This window comes from Paraburkholderia sartisoli, from assembly GCF_900107685.1.
GTDB classification, from domain to species: domain Bacteria; phylum Pseudomonadota; class Gammaproteobacteria; order Burkholderiales; family Burkholderiaceae; genus Paraburkholderia; species Paraburkholderia sartisoli.
Window position 1 is genome coordinate 1,149,248 of sequence record NZ_FNRQ01000001.1, and the last position, 25,046, is coordinate 1,174,293.

General features: G+C 66.2%; 25 protein-coding genes. 10 read left to right on the top strand and 15 right to left on the bottom strand.

Annotation, left to right across the window (positions count from 1 at the left end; genetic code table 11):
* The first annotated feature begins 10 nt into the window (after window positions 1-10).
* Window positions 11-601, top strand: coding sequence for an amino acid kinase family protein (locus tag BLV45_RS05235; RefSeq protein WP_090529853.1), 591 nt, complete (start codon window positions 11-13; stop codon window positions 599-601).
* A gap of 70 nt (window positions 602-671) precedes the next feature.
* On the opposite strand, the gene BLV45_RS05240 is transcribed toward BLV45_RS05235, so the two are convergent.
* The 3 genes from BLV45_RS05240 to pqqA all read right to left on the bottom strand — a co-directional run bounded on the left by BLV45_RS05240 (window position 672) and on the right by pqqA (window position 2,198).
* A complete protein-coding gene (locus tag BLV45_RS05240) occupies window positions 672-1,373 on the bottom strand; it encodes a (5-formylfuran-3-yl)methyl phosphate synthase (RefSeq protein WP_090529856.1) in 702 nt (233 codons plus the stop codon).
* Window positions 1,374-1,407: 34 nt separating this feature from the next.
* Window positions 1,408-2,010, bottom strand: coding sequence for a DUF447 domain-containing protein (locus BLV45_RS05245; protein ID WP_090529860.1), 603 nt, complete (start codon window positions 2,008-2,010; stop codon window positions 1,408-1,410).
* A 113-nt stretch (window positions 2,011-2,123) separates the two neighbouring features.
* Window positions 2,124-2,198: a pyrroloquinoline quinone precursor peptide PqqA gene (pqqA, locus tag BLV45_RS28045; RefSeq protein WP_090531154.1), complete on the bottom strand. Its 75-nt coding sequence runs from the start codon at window positions 2,196-2,198 to the stop codon at window positions 2,124-2,126.
* A 379-nt stretch (window positions 2,199-2,577) separates the two neighbouring features.
* Here pqqA and BLV45_RS05255 point away from each other — a divergent pair, with 379 nt between their 5' ends.
* The 7 genes from BLV45_RS05255 (at window position 2,578) to BLV45_RS05285 (ending at window position 9,375) form a co-directional block, all read left to right on the top strand.
* A complete protein-coding gene (locus BLV45_RS05255; RefSeq protein WP_090529864.1) occupies window positions 2,578-4,077 on the top strand; it encodes a ribulose-bisphosphate carboxylase large subunit in 1,500 nt (499 codons plus the stop codon).
* 28 nt (window positions 4,078-4,105) lie between these two features.
* Window positions 4,106-4,534, top strand: coding sequence for a ribulose bisphosphate carboxylase small subunit (locus BLV45_RS05260; protein WP_090529867.1), 429 nt, complete (start codon window positions 4,106-4,108; stop codon window positions 4,532-4,534).
* An 86-nt stretch (window positions 4,535-4,620) separates the two neighbouring features.
* On the top strand, window positions 4,621-5,556 hold the full coding sequence (cbbX, locus tag BLV45_RS05265; protein ID WP_245753148.1) for a CbbX protein: 936 nt from the start codon (window positions 4,621-4,623) through the stop codon (window positions 5,554-5,556).
* 22 nt (window positions 5,557-5,578) lie between these two features.
* Window positions 5,579-6,676, top strand: coding sequence for a class 1 fructose-bisphosphatase (locus BLV45_RS05270; RefSeq protein ID WP_090529873.1), 1,098 nt, complete (start codon window positions 5,579-5,581; stop codon window positions 6,674-6,676).
* A gap of 61 nt (window positions 6,677-6,737) precedes the next feature.
* Window positions 6,738-7,610: a phosphoribulokinase gene (locus tag BLV45_RS05275; protein WP_090529876.1), complete on the top strand. Its 873-nt coding sequence runs from the start codon at window positions 6,738-6,740 to the stop codon at window positions 7,608-7,610.
* Between the two features lie 35 nt (window positions 7,611-7,645).
* Window positions 7,646-8,683, top strand: a complete 1,038-nt coding sequence (gene fba, locus BLV45_RS05280; RefSeq protein ID WP_090529880.1) for a class II fructose-bisphosphate aldolase — start codon at window positions 7,646-7,648, stop codon at window positions 8,681-8,683.
* A 131-nt stretch (window positions 8,684-8,814) separates the two neighbouring features.
* Window positions 8,815-9,375: a thioredoxin family protein gene (locus BLV45_RS05285; protein ID WP_090529885.1), complete on the top strand. Its 561-nt coding sequence runs from the start codon at window positions 8,815-8,817 to the stop codon at window positions 9,373-9,375.
* 3 nt (window positions 9,376-9,378) lie between these two features.
* Here BLV45_RS05285 and BLV45_RS05290 read toward each other — a convergent pair whose 3' ends face one another.
* Genes BLV45_RS05290 through BLV45_RS05300 form a run of 3 tightly spaced genes read right to left on the bottom strand, consistent with a single transcriptional unit; the run spans window position 9,379 to window position 13,447 of the window.
* Complete coding sequence (locus BLV45_RS05290; protein WP_090529888.1) at window positions 9,379-10,761, bottom strand: DUF6513 domain-containing protein; 1,383 nt, start codon at window positions 10,759-10,761, stop codon at window positions 9,379-9,381.
* The gene (locus BLV45_RS05295) at window positions 10,740-11,339 is read right to left on the bottom strand and encodes a flavoprotein (RefSeq protein WP_090529891.1); all 600 of its coding nucleotides are present in this window, start codon (window positions 11,337-11,339) and stop codon (window positions 10,740-10,742) included. The genes BLV45_RS05290 and BLV45_RS05295 overlap by 22 nt, the downstream gene beginning before the upstream one ends.
* Window positions 11,336-13,447, bottom strand: coding sequence for a sigma-54-dependent Fis family transcriptional regulator (locus BLV45_RS05300; RefSeq protein WP_090529894.1), 2,112 nt, complete (start codon window positions 13,445-13,447; stop codon window positions 11,336-11,338). The genes BLV45_RS05295 and BLV45_RS05300 overlap by 4 nt, the downstream gene beginning before the upstream one ends.
* A gap of 423 nt (window positions 13,448-13,870) precedes the next feature.
* Between BLV45_RS05300 and BLV45_RS05305 the strand changes: the two genes are divergently transcribed.
* Complete coding sequence (locus BLV45_RS05305) at window positions 13,871-14,395, top strand: dihydroneopterin aldolase (protein WP_090529897.1); 525 nt, start codon at window positions 13,871-13,873, stop codon at window positions 14,393-14,395.
* 104 nt (window positions 14,396-14,499) lie between these two features.
* Here BLV45_RS05305 and BLV45_RS05310 read toward each other — a convergent pair whose 3' ends face one another.
* From BLV45_RS05310 to BLV45_RS05350, 9 genes are all read right to left on the bottom strand, one after another.
* Window positions 14,500-14,931 carry a hypothetical protein gene (locus BLV45_RS05310; RefSeq protein WP_090529900.1) on the bottom strand — a complete coding sequence of 144 codons (432 nt, stop codon included), beginning with the start codon at window positions 14,929-14,931 and terminating at the stop codon, window positions 14,500-14,502.
* A 149-nt stretch (window positions 14,932-15,080) separates the two neighbouring features.
* Entirely contained in the window at window positions 15,081-15,590 is a 510-nt protein-coding gene (gene fae / locus BLV45_RS05315; RefSeq protein WP_090529903.1) for a formaldehyde-activating enzyme, read from the bottom strand.
* Window positions 15,591-15,775: 185 nt separating this feature from the next.
* Window positions 15,776-16,678, bottom strand: coding sequence for a triphosphoribosyl-dephospho-CoA synthase (locus BLV45_RS05320; protein WP_090529907.1), 903 nt, complete (start codon window positions 16,676-16,678; stop codon window positions 15,776-15,778).
* The gene (locus BLV45_RS05325; protein WP_090531157.1) at window positions 16,665-17,726 is read right to left on the bottom strand and encodes an ATP-grasp domain-containing protein; all 1,062 of its coding nucleotides are present in this window, start codon (window positions 17,724-17,726) and stop codon (window positions 16,665-16,667) included. The genes BLV45_RS05320 and BLV45_RS05325 overlap by 14 nt, the downstream gene beginning before the upstream one ends.
* A complete protein-coding gene (gene mch / locus BLV45_RS05330) occupies window positions 17,723-18,751 on the bottom strand; it encodes a methenyltetrahydromethanopterin cyclohydrolase (protein WP_090529910.1) in 1,029 nt (342 codons plus the stop codon). The genes BLV45_RS05325 and mch overlap by 4 nt, the downstream gene beginning before the upstream one ends.
* Window positions 18,732-19,991, bottom strand: a complete 1,260-nt coding sequence (locus tag BLV45_RS05335; RefSeq protein WP_407670956.1) for an ATP-grasp domain-containing protein — start codon at window positions 19,989-19,991, stop codon at window positions 18,732-18,734. Before BLV45_RS05335 ends, mch begins: the two co-directional genes overlap by 20 nt.
* A gap of 13 nt (window positions 19,992-20,004) precedes the next feature.
* Complete coding sequence (locus tag BLV45_RS05340; protein ID WP_090529913.1) at window positions 20,005-20,931, bottom strand: NAD(P)-dependent methylenetetrahydromethanopterin dehydrogenase; 927 nt, start codon at window positions 20,929-20,931, stop codon at window positions 20,005-20,007.
* 120 nt (window positions 20,932-21,051) lie between these two features.
* Window positions 21,052-22,095 (bottom strand): beta-ribofuranosylaminobenzene 5'-phosphate synthase family protein, encoded by a 1,044-nt coding sequence (locus BLV45_RS05345; protein ID WP_090529916.1) that lies wholly within the window; start codon window positions 22,093-22,095, stop codon window positions 21,052-21,054.
* A 193-nt stretch (window positions 22,096-22,288) separates the two neighbouring features.
* Window positions 22,289-22,675 carry a 4a-hydroxytetrahydrobiopterin dehydratase gene (locus tag BLV45_RS05350; RefSeq protein WP_090529919.1) on the bottom strand — a complete coding sequence of 129 codons (387 nt, stop codon included), beginning with the start codon at window positions 22,673-22,675 and terminating at the stop codon, window positions 22,289-22,291.
* A gap of 507 nt (window positions 22,676-23,182) precedes the next feature.
* Between BLV45_RS05350 and BLV45_RS05355 the strand changes: the two genes are divergently transcribed.
* Window positions 23,183-25,003 carry a methanol/ethanol family PQQ-dependent dehydrogenase gene (locus tag BLV45_RS05355; RefSeq protein WP_090529922.1) on the top strand — a complete coding sequence of 607 codons (1,821 nt, stop codon included), beginning with the start codon at window positions 23,183-23,185 and terminating at the stop codon, window positions 25,001-25,003.
* The last annotated feature ends 43 nt before the right edge of the window (window positions 25,004-25,046 follow it).

A 25,046-nucleotide genomic window follows, 5' to 3' on the forward strand; every position in this document is an offset into this window, starting at 1 on the left:
GGCATCGGTCATGTGGGTGGTAAAAATCGGCGGAAGCCTCAGCCATGACCCGCTGCTGCGCGAGTGGCTGACGCAGCTCTGGGAACTCGGCGGCGGTCGCGTGGTGATCGTGCCGGGTGGCGGCGACTTCGCCGACAAGGTCCGCCAGTACCAGACCGAATGGCGTTTCGACGACCTCGCCGCCCACAACATGTGCCTGCTCGCGATGACGCAGTACGCGATCCTGATGCAGGGCGTGCGGCCCGAACTCGTGCTGGCCGCGAACGAGGAGCGCATCCGCCGCGCGCTGCGTGACGGACACGTCGCCGTGTGGGTGCCCACCGGCCTCATGCGCGACAGCCCCGACGACATGACCAACTGGGACACCACCTCGGACAGCCTCGCCGCATGGCTTTCGAAGACGCTCAACGCGGAGCGCCTGATCGTCGTGAAATCATGCGAGGTGGACGTGGGTGCGCCGCTCGCGGCGTTGACGCTGGATGGCGTGCTGGATGCGCGCTTCGCCGATCACGTGAGCGACGCGAATTACGTGGTCGAACTGCTGAACCGGCGCGACGTGGCATTGATGCGCGACCGTCTGCTGCACGTGCCGGCCGCTTGATCCGATGCACGCCGACGCATGCCGACGCATGCCGACGCACGCCGGCACGGCATGCGGCACAACAGCAGCGTCAAATCGCGTGCGCATCCTGCGGCGCGTGATGCAGCGCTTCGGCCCACCGCGCGACATGCCCCGGATCGAGCCGCGTCGAACGCCCCTGGGTGCAGAGCGCCGTGCGAAACCCGGCGATATCCGGCTTGAGCGCGTGGATCTGCGCGAGCTGTGCCCAGCCGAGCGATCCCGCCACCGCCGTCATCGCGCCGCGCGCGCGGATCGTGGCGAGACAGCGCGCCAGCGTGTCCATGTCGACGCAATCGAACAGCGTGCGGCCGTTCTTGGTGGCCGTGTCGAACACGATGCCGGCAAAGCCGAGCCCGGCGGCGTAGTCGGACAGCGCCGCGTCGATGCCCGCGTCGCACAGCAGCACCGGCACCACGGCGGCGGGCAGGCTCGCGAGATGCGCGAGGCACGCCCGCGCCGATGGTCCCGGCGTCACGCCCACCTTCACGTAGTCGACGCCCGCCTCGCCCACGCCGATCACGCGCGCGGCGATCTCGTCGTGCGCTTCGTTCGGCACGTCGCCGATCGTCGCGCTGATCGGCTTGACCGGGAAGCGCGCGCGCAAGGCCTGCACGATGCGCGCGATTTCGTCGACAGGTACGCCGCCCAGCGCGCCCTCGCGGGGCTCTTTCAGGTCGATGAGCTCGGCGCCTGCCTCTGCGGCGTCGCAGGCTTCGTCATACGAGCGGACGCTCGCGAGCAGTGCGGTCATGGAAGTCTCCAGAAAGCGGCTTTGCTGCAACGCATCACGCGACGTGCGAGGTATCCGGTGATGTGTCCGGCGTTTTGTCCCCCTGCGCGCGATACCGTGCGATCGCATCCATGATCCATCCCCACGCGACACGTTCCGTGTCGCCCGCGGTTTTGTCGATGGCGATCTTCAGATACGCCACTTCATTGTCGACCTTCTCGGCGGGCAGCATGAACAGCCGGCTGACCAGAATCGCGCCTTCGACGACGGCCGCCTGCGCGCGGTTGAAACCGGGAAACGGCGCGTGCGTTTCCTGATGCACGCTGCGCATGTAGAGCGTCGGGCGCTGGGTGTCGTCGTGGACTTCGTCGAGTTCCAGCTCGGTGTGCGCAAGCGCGCCGTCGAGCCGCACGCTTGCCACGCGCGTGGCGGGCGAGGTCGGCCAGTCGAACGCGTAGCCGGTCACGCAGCCCGCGAAAACGCGCACGTCGTTCGTGAAGTTGATCACGGCGGCGCGGGTGGCGAGGATGTTGTCGAGCGTGACAGAGGGTCTGAACGGCGCGAGGATCGTGCGTCCGTTTTCGAAGCGCACGCCCATCGGTGCAATGTGGGGCCGGCCGTCGCGCGCCGCAGTCGTAATGATCGTTTCGAAAATCATGGCGGAGAACGCTGGACGTTGCGGCGAACTACGCGCCGGCGGTTTGCAAACTGACAGCTGGTCGAGTGAGTGCGATGCCGCACGGCAGCCGCGCAAAGGCGGCTCGTGCGGGATTAACGGATTGCGATATACATCGTGATTTCAAAACCAAAACGCATATCGGTGTAACTCGGTGTCGTCCACTGCATAGTCATCCTCCAGGGTTGGTTGGGGCTTTCGCCGCCGACACATGAAGCAGCGCCGGAACGGATCAGCACCAGAAATCACGCAAGCGCCGTGCCAGAAGCAGCACAGTGAAGCGGACACTGGGCACCGTGCTGGCTTACGCGGCTTACTGTCGCGAAAACGCAGCAAAGTGTTTCACCATCATACGAGTTTCTGGCTGCGGCGGAGGGATCGATTCGCACCATGAGCCAAAGAATTGCTTAGGGATGGAGAAGAAATTCGTGAATTCCCTTCGATGAGGCGCACGCCTACATTGCAGACATGGACGCGGGGTGACGAGATTGACCGCGTTGTTCTTCAACCTGCATCGCCGGGTGCGTCTCCAACCATCGAGGACAGTTCATGAACGACTTCAGCCAGGCCGCAGTCGAGCCCGCATCGCACGAACGCAATGCAGCGGATCCGCGTTCCCGCTATGCCGCCGGTGTCATGAAGTACCGCGAGATGGGGTACTGGCAACCGGATTACACGCCGAAAGACACGGACGTCATCGCGCTTTTCCGCATCACGCCGCAGCAGGGCGTCGAACCGGAAGAGGCCGCGGCCGCCGTGGCCGGCGAATCGTCGACCGCCACGTGGACGGTCGTGTGGACCGACCGGCTCACCGCGTGCGACATGTACCGCGCGAAGGCATATCGCGTGGAACCCGTGCCCGCATCGAGCGCGACGGAACCGCAATTCTTCGCGTACATCGCCTACGAGCTCGATCTCTTCGAGGAAGGGTCGGTGGCGAACCTCACCGCGTCGATCATCGGCAACGTGTTCGGCTTCAAGCCGCTCAAGGCGCTCAGGCTCGAGGACATGCGCATTCCGGTTGCCTATCTGAAGACGTTTCAGGGGCCGCCGACGGGCATCATCGTCGAACGCGAACGGCTCGACAAATACGGACGCCCGCTGCTGGGCGCGACCGTCAAGCCGAAGCTGGGACTCTCGGGCAAGAACTATGGGCGCGTGGTGTACGAAGGGTTGAAGGGTGGCCTCGATTTTCTGAAGGACGACGAGAACATCAACTCGCAGGCGTTCATGCACTGGCGCGACCGCTTCCTGTTCTCGATGGAAGCGGTGAACCGCGCGCAGGCCGAGACCGGCGAGGTGAAGGGCCATTACCTGAACGTGACGGCCGGCACGATGGAAGAGATGTACGAACGCGCCGAATTCGCGAAGCAGCTGGGCTCGTGCATCGTGATGATCGATCTGGTGATCGGCTGGACCGCGATCCAGTCGATGTCGAAATGGGCGCGCCGCAACGACATGATCCTGCATCTGCATCGCGCGGGGCACGGCACGTACACGCGGCAACGCAATCACGGCATTTCGTTTCGCGTGATCGCGAAGTGGCTGCGCATGGCGGGCGTGGATCATGCTCATGCGGGTACCGCGGTCGGGAAACTCGAAGGCGATCCGCTTTCGGTACAGGGCTATTACAACGTGTGCCGTGCGTCGCATAACGAGGTCGACCTGTCGCGCGGCATCTTCTTCGACCAGCCCTGGGCCGGTTTGCGCAAGGTGATGCCGGTGGCGTCCGGCGGCATTCACGCGGGACAGATGCATCAGCTCATCGACCTGTTCGGCGACGACTCGATCCTTCAGTTTGGTGGCGGCACGATTGGACACCCGGGCGGCATCCAGGCGGGGGCGGTGGCGAACCGCGTGGCGCTCGAAGCGATCGTGAAGGCACGCAACGAAGGGCGCGACATCGTCAACGAAGGCCCGGAACTGCTGGAGGCGGCCGCGCGCTGGTGTACGCCGCTCAAGCAGGCGCTCGACACATGGCGCGACGTCACGTTTAACTACGCGTCGACCGACACGCCCGATTTCGCCGCGACACCGACTGCGGCCTGAACGTCACCTGACCTGAAGAGACCACGCCATGCGAATCACTCAAGGTACCTTTTCGTTTCTGCCGGAACTCACCGACGCGGAAATCAGCTTGCAGATCGACTACGCGTTGCGCGAAGGCTGGTCGTGTTCGGTGGAGTTCACCGACGACCCCCATCCGCGCAATACGTACTGGGAAATGTGGGGGCTGCCGATGTTCGACCTGCGCGACGCGGCGGGCGTGCTGCAGGAGGTGAACGCATGCCGCAAGGTGTATCCGCAGCATTACATCAAGATCAACGCGTTCGATTCCGTGCGCGGCTTCGAGACGATGCGCATGTCGTTCATCGTCAACCGGCCGGCGGTCGAGCCGGGGTTCCGCCTTGAGCGCACGGAAGCGCAGGGACGCGTGCAGCGTTACAGCATGAAGAGCTACGCGTCGGATCGTCCGGCGGGCGAGCGCTACCCCGCATCGCAGTGAGCGTCATCACGGCCGCGGCCCCTAACGTCACCGTCACCGTCACCGGAGAATCCCACATGACCGTCGAAGCTGAACTCGATCTGCCCATGTCAGTGGCGTGCGCGCGCACGCCGGCCGCGCATGCGACGGTCGACCTCGTCGGTCTCTTTCGCGACTCGGGCATCGGCGAGGTGCTGGCCGAACTCGACCGCGACCTGGTTGGCCTCGCGCCCGTGAAAACCCGCCTGCGCGAGATCGCCGCGCATCTGATCGTCGAGCGCGCACGCGAAACGCTCGACATCGCCAGCGGGGCGCCGACGCTGCACATGTGTTTTTCCGGCAATCCGGGTACAGGCAAGACGACGGTGGCGCTGCGCATGGCCGAAGTGCTGCACCGTCTCGGCTATATCCGCCGCAACCATCTGGTGTCGGTGACCCGCGACGACCTTGTGGGGCAGTACATCGGCCACACCGCGCCGAAAACGCGCGACGTGCTCAAGCGCGCGATGGGCGGCGTGCTGTTCATCGACGAAGCGTATTACCTGTACCGCCCCGAGAACGAACGCGACTACGGGCAGGAAGCAATCGAGATCCTGCTGCAGACGATGGAAAACCAGCGCGGCGACCTGGTGGTGATACTCGCCGGCTATGAAGAACGAATGGAGACGTTCTTTCAGAGCAATCCCGGTTTCCGTTCGAGGATCGCGCATCACATCACGTTTCCCGACTACGCCGCCGCGGAACTGCTCGACATCGCCGAACGCATGCTGGCGAAGATGCACTACCGGCTCGATGGCGAATCGCGCGCCGCGTTTGGTGAATACCTGGATCGCCGCATCCGTCAGCCGAACTTCGCGAACGCGCGCTCGGTGCGCAACGCGCTGGACCGCTCGCGCCTGCGCCAGGCAAACCGTCTCTTTGCCGACGCGCTGAAAGGCGGCGCGCCCGCGGATGCGGCCGCGCTGACGCTGCTCGGCGCAGCGGATATCCGCGCGAGCCGCGTGTTTGCCGACACAGCCGCGCCACCGCCCACACCGGTTTGAATCGTTTCATGAGGAGATTGCCATGCAGGACGGACGCACCACGCTTTCGAAGTTTCTCATCGACACGCTCGACCGCAATCCCGCATCCGGACCGGCGCCGGGACTGTCCGCGCTCCTGATCGACGTGGCGGCATCGATCAAGACAATTTCCGCCGCGCTGACGAAAGGCGCGCTGGGCGGCAATCACGGCACGGCGCAGTCGGTCAACACGCACGGCGAGGAGCAGCAGAAACTCGATCTCATGACCAACGACATCTTCCTGCAGCACTGCGAGTGGGATGGCCTGCTGGCGGGCATGGTGTCGGAGGAAATGGACGAGGTCTACGCGATCCCGCAGGCGTATCCGCGCGGCGACTACCTGCTCGCGTTCGACCCGCTCGACGGCTCGTCGAACATCGACATCAACGGCGTGGTGGGTTCGATTTTCTCCGTGATGCGCGTGCGGGACGAAGCGCGCGACACGCCGCTCACGGAAGGCGCATTCCTGCGGCCCGGCAACGAACAGGTCGCGGCCGGCTACGCGATCTACGGGCCCTCGACGATGCTCGTGCTGTCCGTCGGCACCGGCACGCACGGCTTCACGCTGGAGCGCGACGTGGGCAATTTCGTGTTGACGCATTCCGACATCCGCATTCCGGAGGACACCAGCGAATTCGCGATCAACGCCTCGAACGAGCGCTTCTGGGAGCCGCCGGTGCGCCGCTACGTGCAGGAATGCAAGGCGGGCCGCAGCGGCTGCCGCGCGCGCGACTTCAACACGCGATGGATTGCTTCGATGGTGGCCGAGGTGCATCGCATCCTGATGCGCGGTGGCGTCTTCATGTATCCGCGCGACTTCAAGACGCCCGCGATGGAAGGGCGCCTGCGTCTGCTGTACGAGGCGAGCCCGATGAGCTTTCTGGTCGAGCAGGCGGGCGGACAGTCGATCACCGGGCGTGAGCGGATTCTCGATGTCGTGCCGGAGAAACTGCATCAGCGTGTTCCGGTCATTCTCGGCTCGCGCAACGAAGTGGCGCGCATCGGCCGCTATCACGACGAATACGATCGCGGCGAGGACAAGCCGTTTACCTCGCCGCTCTTCAACGAACGCTCGCTGTTTCTGCCGGAAACACCCATGTAGGGATCCGGCGGGAACGCACCTTCAAATCGTATGGGCAGATTACAGACTCAGGGAGACGCGCATGTCAGTCAGACATCCGATCATCTCGGTGACCGGTTCGAGCGGCGCCGGTACGACCACCGTCATGAAGAGCTTCACGCATATTTTCCGGCGCGAGCGCATCAACGCGCAGATCGTCGAGGGTGACGCGTTTCATCGTTACGACCGCAAGGGCATGCGTGAGGCGCTCAAACAGAGCGAGCGCGACGGCGCGCTGAATTTCAGTCACTTCGGGCCTGAGGCGAACCTGCTCGAGGAACTGGAACAGCTGTTCGCGACTTACGGCGAGACGGGCGGCGGCAAGCTTCGCCGCTACGTACACGACGATGCGGAAGCCGCGGCCTGCAACCAGGACGCCGGCACGTTCACGCCGTGGGTGGACGTGCCCGGGAAAACCGACCTGATGTTTTACGAGGGCCTGCACGGCGCGGCGGTCACGGACAAAGTGGACGTCGCGCGGCATGCGGATCTGCTGGTCGGCGTCGTGCCGATCATCAATCTCGAGTGGATCCAGAAGCTGCACCGCGACCAGACGATGCGCGGCTATTCGCATGAAGCGGTGGTCGACACGATCCTGCGCCGCATGCCCGACTACGCGAACTACATCTGCCCGCAGTTCTCGCGCACGCACGTGAATTTCCAGCGCGTGCCGACCGTGGACACGTCGAACCCGTTTACCGCGCGCGAGATTCCCAACGCCGATGAAAGCTTCGTCGTGATCCGCTTCGCGCGGCCCAAAGGCATCGACTTTCCGTATCTGCTGACGATGTTGCACGACTCGTTCATGTCGCGCCCGAATGTGATCGTGGTGCCCGGCGGCAAGATGGGGCTCGCGATGCAGCTGATTTTCACGCCGATGATCCTGCAACTGGTCGACCGTCGCGCGCGTGCCTGAGGAACAGATTTCCGGTTAACTTCAAGGAGAGTGGCATGGCTTTCATCGCATTGCGTCAGTTGCTGGATCACGCGGCGGAACACAGCTATGGTGTGCCGGCGTTCAACGTCAACAACATGGAGCAGATTCAGGCGATCATGCAGGCCGCCGATGCCACCCGCAGCCCGGTGATCCTGCAGGCCTCGGCGGGCGCGCGCAAATACGCGGGCGAGGCGTATCTGCGTCACCTCGTGCTGGCCGCGATCGAGGCGCATCCCGATCTGCCGGTGGTGCTGCACCAGGATCACGCCGCGAGCCCGTCGGTGTGCCAGCAGGCGATCCGTTCCGGTTTCACGTCGGTGATGATGGACGGCTCGCTGCTGGCCGACCAGAAAACGCCGGCAACCTATGACTACAATGTCGACGTGAGCCGGCGCGTGGTCGAGGCGGCGCATGCGGTGGGCGTGTCCGTCGAAGGCGAACTCGGCTGTCTGGGCTCGCTCGAAACCGGCGAGGCAGGGGAGGAAGACGGTGTCGGCGCACAGGGCAAGCTCACGCGCGACGACCTGCTGACCGATCCGGAACAGGCGAGCGCGTTCGTGGAGGCCACGGGCGTCGATGCGCTCGCCATCGCGATCGGCACGTCGCACGGCGCATACAAGTTCAGCCGCCAGCCGACCGGCGACATTCTGGCGATCGATCGCATCGTGGAGATTCACAAGCGCTTGCCGGATACGCATCTCGTGATGCACGGGTCGTCCTCAGTGCCGCAGGAATGGCTCGCGACGATCCGCGAATTCGGCGGCGAGATTCCCGCGACGTGGGGCGTGCCGGTCGAGGAAATCCAGCGTGGTATCGCGAACGGCGTGCGCAAGGTGAACATCGACACCGATATCCGCCTCGCGATGACGGGCGCGATGCGTCAGGCGATGGCGTCGGCGCGCGCGGAATTCGATCCGCGGCACGCGCTGAAGGCCGCGACGGCCGCGGCGCGCGATCTGTGCATGGAACGCTTTCAGGCGTTCGGCTGCGCGGGGCAGGCCGATCGCATCAAGCCGCTTGCGCTCGATGCGATGGCGCGGCGCTATCACTGAGCGGGTCGAACCTGCCGGGGCGAAAGCGGCCATCGTGCGCGACGGCAGGTGGGCATGCGCCAGCCTGAAGGAACCGATGAATGTGCGTATTCTGGCGGTTCAGGATATCGCCGGCTTGGCAGGAGTACACGATGGCAACCGAATCTCCCGCAGGTGAACCGGGCGCGCCCGCGCCCGCTTTTTCACTGCCCGCCACGGACGGGCGCACGCTGACACTCGCCGGTGTGCGCGGCGAGCGCGGCCTGGTCGTCGTGTTCATGTGCAACCATTGCCCGTATGTGCGAGGCGCGCTGCCGCATCTGATCCGCGACGCGCTGGAACTGGCGGCGTCCGGTGTCAACGTCGTCGGCATCAGTTCGAACGATGCGGCGGCGTACCCGGACGACGCGTTTGAACGGATGGTGGCGTTCGCCGCGCAGTGGACGCTGCCGTTTCCCTACCTGCACGACGAATCGCAGCAGGTCGCGCGCGCTTACGGCGCGGTGTGTACGCCGGAGTGCTTCGGCTACGACGCAGCATTGAAGCTGCGCTATCGCGGACGGGTCGACGCATCGCGCCATGCGCCGCTTCCCGGTGCGAGGCGCGATCTCTTCGAGGCGATGCGTGAAATCGCCAGCGAGGGTGTCGCGCAAGGGCCGCAGTATCCCGCACTGGGCTGCTCGATCAAATGGAAAGGCAACGCGGGCCGGTAAGCGTCAGTGCTTCCTGCGGGTCGTGCCGGGCGCGTGCCATGCGCTCAGGTCTTCCTCGGGGCGATCGACTTCGCAGCCCCAGTCGAGCGCCTTGTCCTGATTGAAGCGTTTGCCGAGCTGCCACGCGATTTCGGCGCGCGCCAGCTGCACGCCCATATAGAACGCGTGGCCACCGTCGGCTTCGAGCTTGAGGCCCGGATACAGCGCAAACGGATCGCCGGCGGTTTGATGGCCGTCGCGGTTGTAGACATGAATGCCGTCGGCTGCGACCTGCACGCGAAAATTCGGATCGCGGATGGCGCTCGCCACTTCGGCGATTTCCTTTGCGTCGTAGGGGAACGGGCGCCTTGCGTGCAGCGCGGAAAGCTCGCTGGAAATGCCCTTGGGCAGCACCTGCGCCTCACGGGCCGCGTACATCACGCGTCGTGCCACATCCGCCTCGCGTATCGCCCTGCGCGCGTGCAGGCTGACGGAGGTCGTCAGGACCGCGCCCACGTGGAGTTCCGCCGCGATGCCGAACAGCACCGCGTTGATCCCGCTCGTGTCGGCCTCGGTCAATTCCGTGACGTTGCCGATACCCATCATGATGCCGATATGCGGATAGCGCTCGCGCAGCCCGACATAGCGTGCAATCGAAGCGGCGAGACCAAACGGAACCGGATCGAGAACCGGATCGGCGAGAAACGCGCGGCCGCGCCGGCTCAACACCTCGATGGCCGTATCGAGCGAGGCCGGGTCGCGCGGCTCGCGGGCGACCAGAATGGGCGTCGCGGGGACTTCGTCGGCGACCCACAACGTGTCCAGGTTCAGGCTCAGCAGATAATCGGCGCCCGCGCGGCCGCCGCGCACGAGTTCGTCGGTCTGCATCGAATCGACGCTCACGCGATAGCCCTGTTCCTTCAGCATGCGCACGGCGTCTTCGAGATGCGGGAACGGCGTCTCGGGCAGGCAGCCGATGTCGATCACGTCCGCGCCTTGTGCAGCGTAATGTTTCGCGCGCGCCGCGATGCCGTCGAGATCGAGCCTCGGCGCATCGACGATCTCCGCGAAAATCGCGGTGTCGTGGCGGCTCAGGTCGAAGTGCCGGCCTTCGCGGCCGAAGAACTGCGGCAGGTCCTTGACCTCTTCAGGGCCGCGTTCGACGGGGACGTCATAGTGCGCGGACAACGCGTCGAGGTCGCCGCGACAGCGGCCCGGCACGATCATCCGGTTCGCGCCGAGCGGCTTCGGCACGCGCCGCAGGATCATGTCGGCGGTCATCAGGCCGGCAACCTGCAGCCCGATTTCGCGGATTTCCCATGTGAACGGTGTGGGCGCCATGCCTTCCAGCACCTGCTTCAGGCTTTTCTCGGCCAGTCTGCCAGTCAGGAAGACGATGTGGTCCATGCAAGCTTGAGGTGGGTCAGTCGTTGTTCGAGCGCCGCCCTGAGTTCATCGAGCGAGCGCGCCACCGTCGTGTACTCGATGCGCGCGAGCCGCTCGACGTTCTCCAGTTCGATCGCCCGCGGCCGCACTTCGACCCATTCGTGCGGGGTCTGCGTGATGACACTCGGTGCCGTATCGCATGCGAAAACAATGCCAGGTACACATTGCTTGCCGGCCTGCGCGAAGAGATTGGTCGGCAACGTGTCCGAGATGCCGAACGCGCACTTGGCGACGGTGTTGCTGGTCGCGGGCGCGATGATGACGGTGTGATATTCGCCGTTGTAGATCATGCCGACGGGCACGCTGCTCGCGCTGTTGTCGCGCACCACGCGAAAATGCTCGCGCAGTTTCGCGATCGTCCAGCCGTAGAGCGGCAAGACCTCTTCGCCCGCGGCCGACAGGAACAGGTCGACGCCCGGCAGCTGGCGCGCGAGGTCGATCGATTCCTCGAGCATGTGACCCGAGCCGGTCACGCACCACGCGAACCGCGCGTCGGGCTTGAACTCGTCGAGCCGGCGAGCGGGCGTGGGTGCGTTCATGCGTCGGAAGGCGAAGACCCGTCGTGGGAGAGCCGGATCTGCAGCCGGTGCATCTTCCGGTACAGCGTGTTGCGGCTGATGCCGAGCCCCTTCGCGACGTTGCTGACGTTCCAGCGATGTTCGTCGAGCAGCGCCAGCACCGTCTCACGCTCTTTCAGCTGGATTGCGTTGAGCGTCGAAGTGTCGGCGTCGTCGGCCGCGCGTGGGGGCGTGGCGGCGCCGGGCAGGCCCGTGGACCGCGCAAGGCCCGGCGCGTCGTACGCGCTCGCGGCGCTTGCCGCACCGGCGGCGGCAGCGCCGGAAGCGCCGCGGCAGATATCCGCGGGGAGATGCGAGCAGCGGATTTCGTCGCCGTCGCAGAGCGCCATCGCCATCTGCAGCACGTGACGCAACTGGCGGATGTTGCCGGGCCACGCATAACCGAGCAGCGCGCGCTGGGCTTCCGTGCTGAGCGTGGGCGGATCGTCCGTTTCGCTTTCGAGGATGTGATGGATCAACGCGAGCGCATCGGCACGGTCGCGTAGCGCGGGGAGATTGATTTCGATGCCGTTCAGCCGGTAATACAGGTCTTCGCGGAACTGGCCGTTCTGCACGAGCTCCATCAGGTTGCGGTGGCTCGCGCTGATCAGCTGGAAATCCACCTTGACGGTGACTTCCGCGCCGAGCGGCGTGACTTCCTGCTCTTCGAGCACGCGCAGCAGGCGCGCCTGGAGCGCCATCGGCATGTCGCCGATTTCGTCGAGAAAGAGCGTCCCGCTGTTCGCCTGCACGATCTTGCCGCGCCGTCCTTCGCGCTGCGCGCCCGTGAACGCGCCCGCACGATAGCCGAACAGTTCGCTTTCGATCAGGTTCTCCGGCAGCGAGGCGCAGTTCACCGCGACAAACGCGCCCGCGCTGTTCGGGCTGATGCTGTGCAGCGCGTTCGCAAACACTTCCTTGCCGGTGCCGGTCTGCCCGCGCAGGATGATCGGAATCTTGCGCTGGATCACGCGCGCCGCGAGCTGGATCTGCGAAGCCATGCCGGGGTCGCCGAATTCCAGATGCGAGAGCTTGTCGAGCCGGTTGGCCTGCCCGCGCGCTTCCCGGCTATCGCGCGGCCTGACGCTCCGGCTGCGTGCGGCGGACGGGTATTCGCGCGCGGCCGGATCGGTCATCAGGATGCGCGTCGCGGTGTCGGTGGCGTCGCGCGGCGTCTGCGCGATCAGGAAAAAGCGGTTGTTGGCGTTCGCGCTGTACACGGTCACCGGATGGAACGAGCCCCGGATGCTGCGCGCGAGCATGTCTTCGAGCGACGAGTTGAACGCCTCCTCGATGCGCTTGCCGACCAGTTCCGCGTGCGAGCGGTAATCGAGCTGGAAGAGGGCGCTGCGGCTCGCGGCCAGCACGACGCCTTCGTCGCTGACGGCGAGCTTGCCCGCATGCAGCGTACCGACGAACTCGGGGCGGCTATGAAAGTGGATCATGTGCGCGCGGCGGTAACGCGCGTCGATCAGGCGGTTTTCGATCATCTGCCGCGACATGCCGACGAGCACCAGCGAATGCTGCTGCAACAGCTTCGAGCGGCTCGTCACGTCGAGCACGCCGGCAACCGCGCCGCGATCGTCGAAGATCGGCGCGGCCGAGCAGGTCAGCGACGTGTAACGCGGATAGAAGTGCTCGTGCTGGTACACCGCGATACATTCGCGTTCGGCAAGACAGGTGCCCATGCCGTTTGTGCCCGCTTCGCGCTCGCTCCAAAGCGCGCCGACACGCAGGCCGTCGGCGGCCACGGCTTCGCCGAACGGCACCGACGACACCTGATGCACGATCACGCCTTCCGCGTCCACCAGCACGACGGCCAGTTCGGGATCGGCGAGCTGCTGGTACAGCGTGGTCATCTCGAGCTTCGAACAGGCGATCAGGTCGCTCGCGGCTTCGCGCCGCGCGGCCAGCTCCTGCTGCGTGAGAATGGGCGGCATCACGAAATGCGCGGGATCGAGCCTGAATTCGTTCAGGCAGCGCGTCCATGACTGCGCCACCGAGGCACTGGTGGGCCGTGTCGCCACCTGGTTGTGGACGGTACTGAGTACTTCCCGGACATGCGTGTTGATGTCTGCAAGCGACGACATGGGGCCTTGTCTCCGTGGCGTCCGGCGCAGACGCCACGCACGCTGCGTGACGCCTCCCCGGCGCGTATCTATGTAGGTTTCCCCTCGCGCTGCTGTGTCTCGAGGCACGCATGCGCGTCAACCAGCCCAATCCTGTTCCGCAACCGCGGTACACGTGAGTATGGCAGCGCTAGCCTTTAAGCGCAGGCTTCACTCATTCAAACTCTACAACCGATAGCGACAGGGTTCAATCATTAGTCGCAGCAATATGCGTGTGTGCGCCCGAAATTTGCTTTGCTGTGCAAAAGCCTTCCGGAAGTCGAACGATCCGGCATCGTGCATCCGTTTGTGCGTCATAAACGGCGCATTGTGTCCGGCGTGCGCGCGAAGGCCACCTGATCCGCCGGAAAGCGCGGATTTTCACACCCAGAGGACACACACACCATGGACCGTTTCGACGCGATTCGCCATAGCGGTTTTTCCGCTGTTTCCCGGATGTCCGGCGTGGTGCAGCATGCGCCCACCGGATTTTCCATGACGGATGAGGTCGCGGCGCCAATGGACATCGTCTATATCGAAGGATTCACGGGCCAGACGGTGATCGGCATCGACACGTCGGAGCTGCACGCGCCCCAGCCGGTGCGCATGAGCCTCGCGATCGGCGTGCCGTCGATCCGCGCGTGCGTGACGGACCGCATCGACGACACGATCAACTATGCCGCAGTGCGCGAGGCGCTGCACGCCCTGCTCGAAACGCACGGCGTGCAACTGCTCGAAGCGCTCGCGGAACAGGTCGCGCAACTGCTGATCGCGGATTTCGGCGCGCACTGGGTGCGGGTTTCACTCGCGAAGCCGGCCAAATTCGACGACGTCGAATCGGTCGGCGTGCTGATCGAGCGCCGGCGCGACGCACGCGGCACGGCGCGTGCGACGTGGGCTTCGCTCGGCGAAGGCCTGATTCCCGACTGAACGCGGATACGTCATATCGCGTCATGAAACGGCGCGCCATGACGTGAAACGGCGTGGCATGTGTCACGCCGTCAAACCACATACGCGCGCACACACGTTTTGCGCTATTTGTTCGCCGATGCGGCTGGCGTCGCGACTGCCGCGGTCTTGTGGACGCCACAGGCGCGATAGGCCTCGGCCTGCAGGGTGAGGAATTTCTTCGACTGCGCGCGGGCCAGGTCGACGCGGAATTCTCCGCCGCCCTCGCCGCCAAGCGTCGCGTACTTCGCGAACGTCGACTGTTCGACGTAATCGTCATAGGGCAGCGCGGCCGCGATATGGTCGATGGCGCACGAGCATTTGTAGACGTTGGCGAAATCGTGGCCGTTGTCGTCCATGCAGCCGAGCACGTATTCGACCCGTCCCTGGGTGGGATAGTTGTAACCTTGTGCCGCGTTCGCGCCACTCGTCGCCGCATCCTGCGCGGACGAAACCGCCGGCGCCACAGTCAATGCGCAGCATGCAAGCATCAGCAGCACGCGACAGGGTGAAGTCATGCCGGAACCTCGTTGTCAATGCATCGATCTGCGTTCGCCGCGGCGAGGCTCGATGCGGGTCTCGCCGCGACTCTGGCGTGCCGCTGCCAGGCTGGCCGCGCAGCGGGCCAGTGAGCCGGCCAGCTGCGCGGGTCAACCTGATGGGCCGTTCAGTTGGGCGCGAACGGATGCGCGGCGGTTGCCTTCTTCGCGACCACCTCCGCCGCGCTGGGCTCGCCCGCTACCGCGCGCTGGATCGCTTCGCGCGTCGCCTTGTAGTTGTACTCCTGGATCTTCTTGTCGTCGTCGGCCTGCCAGTGGATGAAGACGCCGACGCACACGAACAGGTCATCGGCCTCGTCCTTCGGGATCGTGCCGTCCTCGACGCTGTCGGCCACCGCGAGCGCCACCGCGTGCTGCGCCGGGCCGAACATCTGCACGGCCTGTTTCGCACCCTTGATCGTCACCTTGTTGAACATCACGGTGTTCGGCTTGGTGAGCAGATTCGGCGCGATCACTGCCAGCAACGACGTAAAGCCGTCCTTGTTGTTCGTTAGCGCGTGGCAGAACGCCGTTTCGGCAGCAGAACCTCGCGGTCCGATCAGCAGGTCGATGTGCGCGACCTCGTTGCCGTCACCGACCAGTGACTCTCCTACCATGACGCGGTTGATTTTGGCCATGCTGTTCCTCCAGTGATTGTGTACAGGATGTGTCGGACTGCGTTCAACTCGCGACGCCGCAACAACGGCCGCGCAAGACGTGGATGAGCGCCACGCTAAGCCAGGTGTTCCTAACATGTTCCGTGCCAATCCCGACCCGCACGCGTGGCGCACTGCATCATGAGGTCGTACCGGCGACGCATCTTTCATGCGCCAGCGACGGGCCCGACGTCGTCGAGAACGCCGGCGACAAAGAGCGTGGCGACCGTCAGATCGGCGCTCGTGCCCGGATTGATGCCGCGCGCCTTCAGTTCGGCGTCCCAGCGCGCGAGTGCGTTCGCGGCGATTCCGTCTTCCGCGCCGCGCGTTTTGTCGCGTGCGATGCGCCATTGCGCGTGCTGGCGCTGTGCTTCGCGCGTGACACTTTGCGCCACCGTCTCACCGTGTTTGCGCACAATGTGCGAATCGGGCCAGCGGCTCAGGTACGTGAGATACACGTCGAGCGTGACGACGCCTGGTCGCGTTTCGCGCGGCCATTCGTGCGCGGCGGCGTCGTGGATTTCGAATACGTCGCGAAAGCCTTCCGCGTATTGCCGCGCGATGCTGTCGCGCGCGGCGGCGAGCGCCATGGCCTCGCGCAGCGACACCGTCGGCTCGGCGTGGACGGTCTGCTCGGGCGCGTCGCCGAGGCCGCCCGGGTTCGCAAGCGCGATCGCGCGATAGGCGGCGCGGGCGTCGTCGATATCCAGCGCGGCGAGGGCCGCTTCCGTGGCGCGCTGCCACGCGGCGGCGTCGCGCGGCGCGGGGGTCGATTCGAGCGCGGCGGCGAGCGGCGCGACCAGCAGCACGATGCCGAGATTCGTGTTGCACGCGACGCGCGCGCGCGTGAGCGTGACCGCGTCGAGAATGCGCGGGCCGATTGCTGCGCCGCGGCTAAACAGCGCGTCCGCCGCAACGGTCGCGCTTTCGATGAACTGGGCCGACGTCATGCCGTGTCCCGCGCTTTCGACGCTGACGTTGCCGGGCTTCGCCGTCTCCACGTCGAGCCGGCAGGCGCGCAGGAACGCCGCGCGCGCGTGTGCCGGTGTGATGCCGTCAGCGGCCCGCATGGGCGCCGCCTGCGAGCGGCAGGACGTTGGCCGGTGCGTCGCGCGAAGCGGCGAGCTTGCGATCCAGCAGATCGTCGACGAGCAGGGCGGCGATATCGCGCGACGTCACCGATTGCAGGCCGCGCCATGCCGCGACGCCGTTGACCTCCAGCACGAGCGGGCGCGATGCGTTGCCGGGATCCGGGATCAGGTCCACGCCGGCATAGTCGAGCCCGAGCGCCACGGTGGCGCGCACGGCGATATCGGCGAGCGCGTCGTCGAGCGCGGCGGGCTCGCACGTGGCGCCCTGCGCGAAGTTGTGAATCCAGCCCTTGCCGCCCGTTCGCCGCATCGCCGCGACGGCGCGACCGCCGACCACGAGCACGCGCCAGTCGAAGCCATCCGGTCCGCCATCGACATAGCGCTGCAGATACGCCACGTGCCGGTACGCGCCGAGCGACGGCAGCGGTGTGAGCGTTCGGCTGGCCCGGGTGTGCGCCCCACCCTGGACGCTGGCGCCGAGCCGCCGCAGGCCTTTGCCCTGCGAGCCGAACAGCGGCTTGAGCACGACCTGACGGCCCGCGGCGGCCTCGCGCATCAGCACGCGCTGGGCATGCACGGTCGATTCGGCGGCCCATGTCGGTGGCGTCGGCACGCCGTGACGGTTGAGCAGGAAACTCGTCATCGATTTGTCGACGCTGCGTTCGATCGCGCGCGCATCGTTGTAGACGGGCACGCCGCATTCGCGCAGCGCGTGCAGGATGCCAAGACGCAGCGTCACCTGTTCGAACGTGCCGCCCGCGATGCCGCGCACGAACACCGCGTCGGGCAGCGCATGGCCGAAGCCGGGTAGCGCGAGCCCGTACGGCGCCCACGTCGTATCGATGCGGCAACCGGCGAGGTCGATGCAGCGGGCTTCGACGCCGCGCGCGCGAAACGCGCGCTTCAGGCGCGTGGTGTGCCAGCCGGTCTCGTCGGTCATGATCGCGACGCGCAGGCCGGTTGACACGACGACGTCGGGCGTACCGGGTGTATCGGACGTCCCGGGCGTGGCAGGCGTCCCGCTCATGGCGCGGGCCTCGCGCCCCATTGCGCCTGCAGCAAGGCCGCGTTGACGCTTCCGCCGTGATACGTCGCGCCGCTTTCGAGGCTGCTGATCCACACTTCGGCGGGCGCGAAGAGCGCCGCGTCGATCTGGTAGAAGTCGTAGTTGAACGACGCGAAGATTTCCGCGAACGGGCGCCCGTAGTCACGCGCGTTCGAGGACGGCAACTCCATCGCCAGCCGCCTTGCGACCGCGTCCTGTCTGACGGTGAGATGCACACGTCCGCCATACAGGATCGCGTCGTTGGTGCGGCCCATCGCCTGAATGCCGTCGGGCGCGGGCGGCGGCAGCGGCGCCGCGCCGCTCGCCTCGACGATCTCGTGCAGATCGACGCCGAGCACGTGCGTCTTGTGCAGCGCAACTTCGACGACCCGCGCGACGACCTGTACCGTCCCCGCCACAGCGTGTGTCGGCGTGACGATCAGTGTCAGCCGGTCCGGCGCGAGGCCGCAGTCGCGCACGACCTTGTCGATGATGACGGGCGGCGGCGGCCGATCCACTTCGAGCACCAGCGCGCCACGGTCGTGCCGGTCGCGATAGCCGAGCCCGGCGAACAGCTCTTCCTTGCCCGCCAGCGCGCGCGCCGGCCCCGAGCCGAGCGAGAAAAACTTCTTGCCGCCGGTCTGTTCCTTCGTCGCCGAGAGGCTCCAGCCGGCGTACTGGCTGGCGAGACAGGCCAGCACCGGTGACGACGTCCGCACGTCGATCGTGACGGGCCAGAACGGCTCGGCTTCCGTGTTCATGTGCGTCGTGACGTGCCCGAGGCCGCCCATGCAGATGCGCGCGATCAGCAGGCCCGCGTCGATGCTGCCTGGCGCCTCGATGCCGGCATCGACGATGACGGTGCCCGCGTCGGTGCGCGACGTGGCGACGCGCAGTTGCGCGGCTTCGTCGATGAGTTGCGCGACGAGCGGCGCGCTGAGTGCGTTCACGCTCAGCGCGGCGACGGGCGGCGTGCCGGAAGGATGATCAGCCGGGGATGACGTCATGGGCGGGCTCGTGACAGGTTGCGATGCGTTGCAGGAGGCGCGCGCGTTCGCGTTCCAGCGCGTGCGGGACGTCGTCGGCGCAGGGCGCGGTGACGAACAGCGTGCAGACCGGCTGGCCCGCCTCGATGCGCGTGCCCGGCTGCGGGACGTCATGACAGACCGGATCGTCGAGGCAGGCGTCGCTGAACGCCTGTGTGACGGTGAAGCCGTGCGGCGCGAACAGCACGCGCTGGCCGGCGCGCCCGCTGGTGCATGATCCAGTGCGTGGTCCGGCACGATCAGACGGCGCGGCGTCGGGGAGCCTGCCATGCAGGCACGCGTCGATGTGACAGGCGAGGAGGCCGCGCGGCCATTGCCCGGGCCAGACGGCTTCGTAGAGCGCCATCGTCGACGAAGGCCGCGCGTTGATTTCGAGCACCTGAAGCGATTCGCCGTCGAGCATGAAGTCGATGCTGTTCAGGCCCGTCAGCCCGGCGCGCGCGACGATCGCGCGGATCGTCGCGTCGAGCGTTCTGGCGACGTTGCGAGGCAGCTCGACAGGTCCGGTCGAGCCCGCATGCACGAAGGGCAGGGTGCCCGCCTTCACGACGAGTTGCCGTGCGTAGCCGATGACAACCGCTTCGCGACGCGCCGCGACGAAAAGCGCCGACATCGGCTGCCCGGGAACGAGCCGCTGGAAATAGGACCCGGGCGCGGCTTCATCTGGCGTACACGTGTCGAGCGGTTCGATATGCGTGCCGCCGCAACCATGCGCCTGCTTGACGAGCCAGCCGGTCTCATCGTGGGCGGGCCGCGCGAACGACACCGCCGGGTGCGCGATATCGAGCGCATCCAGCAGCGCGAAAAAGCGCTGCGGGTCGCGCACGGCGGCGTGCGCATCGTGGCTGTTGCCGAGACAATGCGGCATGTGCGGCGCGCGATGCAGGCTGTCGACAAGCGGCTCGATGCCGCTACCCGCGACGTACCCCAGCAGGTGCGGGATGCGCGCCACGCGCGCGAGCGCGTCGAGAAGCCGTTCGCGATCGATCCGCAACGCGCCGCTGCCGTCGCCGATATTGAACCAGGCACCGGCGTGCTGCTGCGTGTCGCGGTCACCGAAGATATCGAGCGCGATGACGTTCAGTCCGGCGCGTGCCGCCGATTGCGCCAGCATCCGCGCCGACAGCCCCACGACCGCGACGCACGGCGCGCGCGCGGGCGCTGGCTTCATGGCGCGCGGCGACGACTCCGTCGATGACATGAACGCGGTCCGCTCAGGTGCTGCCGGACGCGATCGCGCGGGCTTCGTCGAACGCTTCGGGAAAGCCGAGATAGACCGGCTTGCCGCCCGTGCGCATTCGCACGAACAACCGGTGCTCGACCTGATACTTGACGTTGCCGATCGCGAGCGCGCCGATGCCGATGGCTTCGTGACGCGCGGCGCCGGCGAGCGGCTTGCCGTCGTCCATGACGTGGACGCCCGCGATGCCCTCGGGCGGTACCGCGTTGACGTCGGCGGCGATCAGCAGATGTCTGGCGTGCGCGAGATCGGCGGCGGTCATCAGCTGCACGCCCGCGGTGGCCGTCGCGAACACGATTTCCGCGCGGGCGAGCGCGGCGTGCAGCTCGGCAGGCGAACTGCACGCTACGCCCGTGGTCGCGATGTCGAAGCGGCGGTTGATTTCGTCGCTGACCTGCGTGGCGCGCGCGCGGCTCGTGTGGCTCGCGATCACGACGTCCGCGCCGAGCGAGGCCGCCATCGCCGCCGACACGCGTCCCACCGCGCCCGTGCCGCCCAGGATCAGCACGCGCTTGCCGCCGGGTTCGGTCTTGTGCTCCTTCTTCAGATGACGCTCGACCAGCGCGACCAGCGCGGCCGCCGTCGTGTACGCGCCGCTCGGGTCCGCGAATACCGACACCTCGAACGGCGGCACCATTGCCTGCCGCGCGAGATCGAGCATGTCGGCGGCCAGCATCACGTCGCGCCCGCCGATAAAGATGCCGGTGCGCGACACCCCCTTCGGGCCGCGCGAGAAGATGGCGTCCTGCGTGAGCTGCACGACGCTCTCCTCGCCGACGTTGCAGTACGGCACGACGATCTGGTAGCCGGCGTCGGCGGCCATGTTGACGTCGAACGGGCTCATCTGCGGCGTGGCCGTGAACATGTGCAGGATATAAGGCCTTTCAGTGGGTTCGGGCATGGGCGTAGGCTCGTTTCAGGTGGGCGTCACGCGCGTGGCGGGACGACGGAACAGGGCGGGCGCAACGTGCGCGGGCCGCGAGGGGCGGCCATGAAACCAGGACGCGGGACGCGGGACGTGTCATGACGCGCCGATCCCGCACTGCTGCAGGTCGACGGCGCGCAGCGTCGCGCCGCGATTGCGGCCGGCGACAATCGAACAGGCGATGCCGGGCTTGCCGCGCGTCGCTTCCTGGGCGACGGCGAGCGCACGCGCGGCCTCTTCCGCGCCGCGCACGAATGCAAAACCGGTCGGCCCCCACGAGGTCTGACCGATGCCGGCTGTCTGGCGCGCCGCGACCGCTTCGAGCGCGGCGGCGACGACAGGGCTCGAAAACACGCCACCTTGCACCGGCGCGAAATATTCGCCGATCGTCTGCTGCATTTCGGTGATGCCGTCGGCAAACGCGTCGAAGTCGCTTTCCGCGATGCCGGGCAGGATGCGCAGCAGCACGAGATGGCACAGATGGGCGGCAAGCGCCTGCGGGAACGGCGCGAGCGAGGCGAGGCCGTGTTTTTCGGCGTCGCCATGCAGGCCCTCGCGCGTGGTGTCGTCGACGAGCAGGATGCGCCATGCGTCGGGAAACGGCTGGCGGAACAGCAGCGGCGGCGCTTCGGCATGAACGTGGCCCGCCGGATCGTGCGCGTGCGCGGGTCCGCCGTCGACCAGAAAGCCGCCATGATCGAAGCCGAGCGTGCCGATGCCCGAGCGCGCGCCGCGCCCCAGCAGGTGTGCGATTTCCGCGCTGCCCGGCGACCGGCCGGTGAGGCGCGCGTAGGCCGTGCCGATCGCGAGGGCGAGCTGCGTGCCGGAACCGAGGCCGGTGTGCGCGCGCGGCGCGCGCTGCACGTCGATGGAGACAGCCGGTCCGCCCCACGCGGCGCGCAGCGTCTCGATGTAGCGTTCGGCGCGTGCGCGCGCCGCGTCGCCGCGGCTGGATTCGACGCGCATCGTGTCGGCGAGCCGCATCGTCACGCGTGTGCCGCGTTCGTCGATGGTGAGGCCGACGCTGCCGAACGCGCGGCCGAGCGAGCCGTTCGGATCGAGAAAGCCGAGATGCAGGCGCGCGGGCGCGTCGACCGTCACGGCCGATAGCGGGGCAAGGCCTCCAGATTGACTCTGCATCGTGAGCGTTCCTCGTTGGCAAGGGGTGCGGGCGGCGTCCGGGCCGGCGAAAACCCGCGCCACGCGCGGGTCGTCTCGCATCTCGCGTGTCACGCGGACAGCACGCTGGACACTCCAAGGCAAGAGCCGTACCAGAGCCGTGGACAGTGCGTTCGCGGGCGGGCGAGGGTGTCGCCGTATCGCCGTATCGCGCTCAGGCCTTCGGCGCGTCGTACTTGATGTAGCGAAAGCGCTGGTCGTCCGCGGGCGTGCCTTCGAGCGGACCGCCTTCGCGGCCGGGTTGCCACTGGATCACTTCCTCGATTTTCGTGGCCAGCGCGAAGTCCTTGTCGGTGATGCCTTTCGCCGAATGCGTCTTCAGCTTCACGATGACAAACGCATACGAAACGGTCAGGTCCGGGTGATGCCACGCCGCTTCGGCCAGGTGGCCCACGGTGTTCACCACCATCAGCGTGCCTTTCCAGCTTTCCGTCTTGAACTTGCGGCGCAGCCAGCCCTCATCGAGGTACCAGTGCTGCAACGGACCCTGCAGGCGTTGCTGGATCTCCTCGTCGGAATACACGTGTTCAGCCTGGGTCATGATGTGGGTCTCCGTCGTGTCTGCACGTTGAATCTCAAAGCGCTGCAAGCAGCGCGCCAGTCATGTGGCCGCGGGCGTCGCCGGCAGCCACGTTTTCCCCGACTCCGGCCGACGCGTGAAACGCGCCGCTGCGCGGGCCTCGCGTGAGGCTGCACAAGGGGCGAGGCGTGTGAAGGCGTCCTGTCATGTTGCGCCGCCGCATGACAGCGTGTGCTTGCGGGCGAGCGGCACGCGTGACAAATCGCGTATTTGACACAGTATGTGTCGCAATCCGAATGATCGTGTGTCGCAAGCGGCGGGCGGCTGTGTCACTGCGCGGCGAAACGCAGGTGTGAGGCGCGTAAACCAGGTTCCGGCACGGAATGTGCAAACGGTCTGCGGAAGCAAGAACCTGGCGATGAATCAGGCGAAGCACGGTCGTTACCCGTATCCGAGCGAGGCGCACTCGGTGCGACACGGTAGCGCGGTCATTGACGAATCGGACGGTTTCAACAATCTGGAGGAGACATGAACGTACGCACCCTGGTTCTCGGACTGGCGGTGGTAGCGGCGACGGCCCTGAATTCATTCGTTGCACAGGCTGATTCGCAGCTCGACACGCTGATCAAGAACCCCTCGAACTGGGCGGCACAGGCGGGCGATTACTCGAATCACCGCTACAGCCCACTCAAGCAGATCAACGAAAGCAATGTGAGCAAGCTGCAGGTTGCCTGGACGATGTCCACCGGCGTCCTGCGCGGCCATGAAGGCTCACCGCTCGTCATCGGCGACACGATGTATATCCACTCTCCGTTTCCGAACAACGTTATCGCGATCAACCTGAAGGACCAGACGTTCATCTGGCAATACGAGCCGAAGCAGGACACGCAGGTGATTTCGGTGATGTGCTGCGACACGGTCAATCGCGGTCTCGCGTATGGCGACGGCAAGATCTTTCTCCAGCAGGCCGACACGAAACTCGTCGCGCTGAACGCGAAGACGGGCGACGTGGTCTGGACCGCGCAGAACGGCGATCCGAAAGCGGGTGAAACGAACACCAACGCGCCGCACGTATTCGGCGACAAGGTGATCACCGGCATCTCGGGTGGCGAGTTCGGCGTGCGCGGCCGTCTGATCGCGTACGACATCAAGACCGGCAAGGAAGCCTGGAAAGCCTACAGCACCGGCCCCGACGCCGACATGCTGATGGACCCCGACAAGACGATGACGTGGTCGGACGGCAAGATGGTGCCGGTCGGCGCGGATTCGTCGCTGAAGAGCTGGAAGGGCGACCAGTGGAAGCTGGGCGGCGGCACCACGTGGGGCTGGTACGCATGGGATCCCAAGCTTAACCTTGTCTACTACGGCACCGGCAATCCGGGTACATGGAACCCGACGCAACGTCCCGGTGACAACAAGTGGTCGATGTCGATCTTCGCGCGCGACCTGAACACCGGCATGGCGAAGTGGGTCTACCAGATGACCCCGCACGACGAATGGGACTATGACGGCGTCAACGAAATGATCCTCGTCGACCTGCCGATCGGCGGCAAGACGACACCGGCGATCGTCCACTTCGACCGTAACGGCTTTGGTTACACATTGAATCGCGTGACCGGGCAGCTGCTGGTTGCCAACAAGTTCGACCCGGCGGTGAACTGGGCCGATAGCGTCGACCTGAAGTCGGGCCTGCCGGTGCGCAACGCCGCTTACTCGACGCAAAAAGCCGGTCCGGATCACAACGTCAAGGGCATCTGCCCGGCCGCGCTCGGTTCGAAAGACCAGCAGCCGGCGGCCTTCGACCCCGGGTCGAAGCTGTTCCTCGTGCCGACCAACCACGTCTGCATGGATTACGAGCCGTTCGACGTCGACTATGTTTCGGGCCAGCCGTTCGTGGGCGCGACGCTGTCGATGTATCCGGGTCCGAAGGAAAACGGCGCGATGGGCAATTTCATCGCGTGGGACGCGGCGAAGGGCAAGATCGTCTGGTCGAAGCCGGAACGGTTCTCGGTGTGGTCGGGCGCGCTCGCGACGGCTGGCGGCATCGCGTTCTACGGCACGCTTGAAGGCTATATCAAGGCCGTGCGCATCAAGGATGGCAAGGAACTGTGGAAGTTCAAGACGCCGTCCGGGATCATCGGCAACGTGTTTACGTACGAATACCAGGGCAAGCAGTTCGTCGGCGTCTATTCGGGCATCGGCGGCTGGGCAGGTATCGGCATGGCCGCGGGCCTCCAGAAGTCGACGGAAGGTCTCGGCGCGGTCGGTGGCTATCGTGAACTGGCGAAGTACACGGCACTCGGCGGCACGCTCTTCGTGTTCGCCATTCCTGGCAGCACGGGTGGCTGACCGTCTGCCTGGATGAAGCGGAAAACGGCGCCCGCCGCGCAAC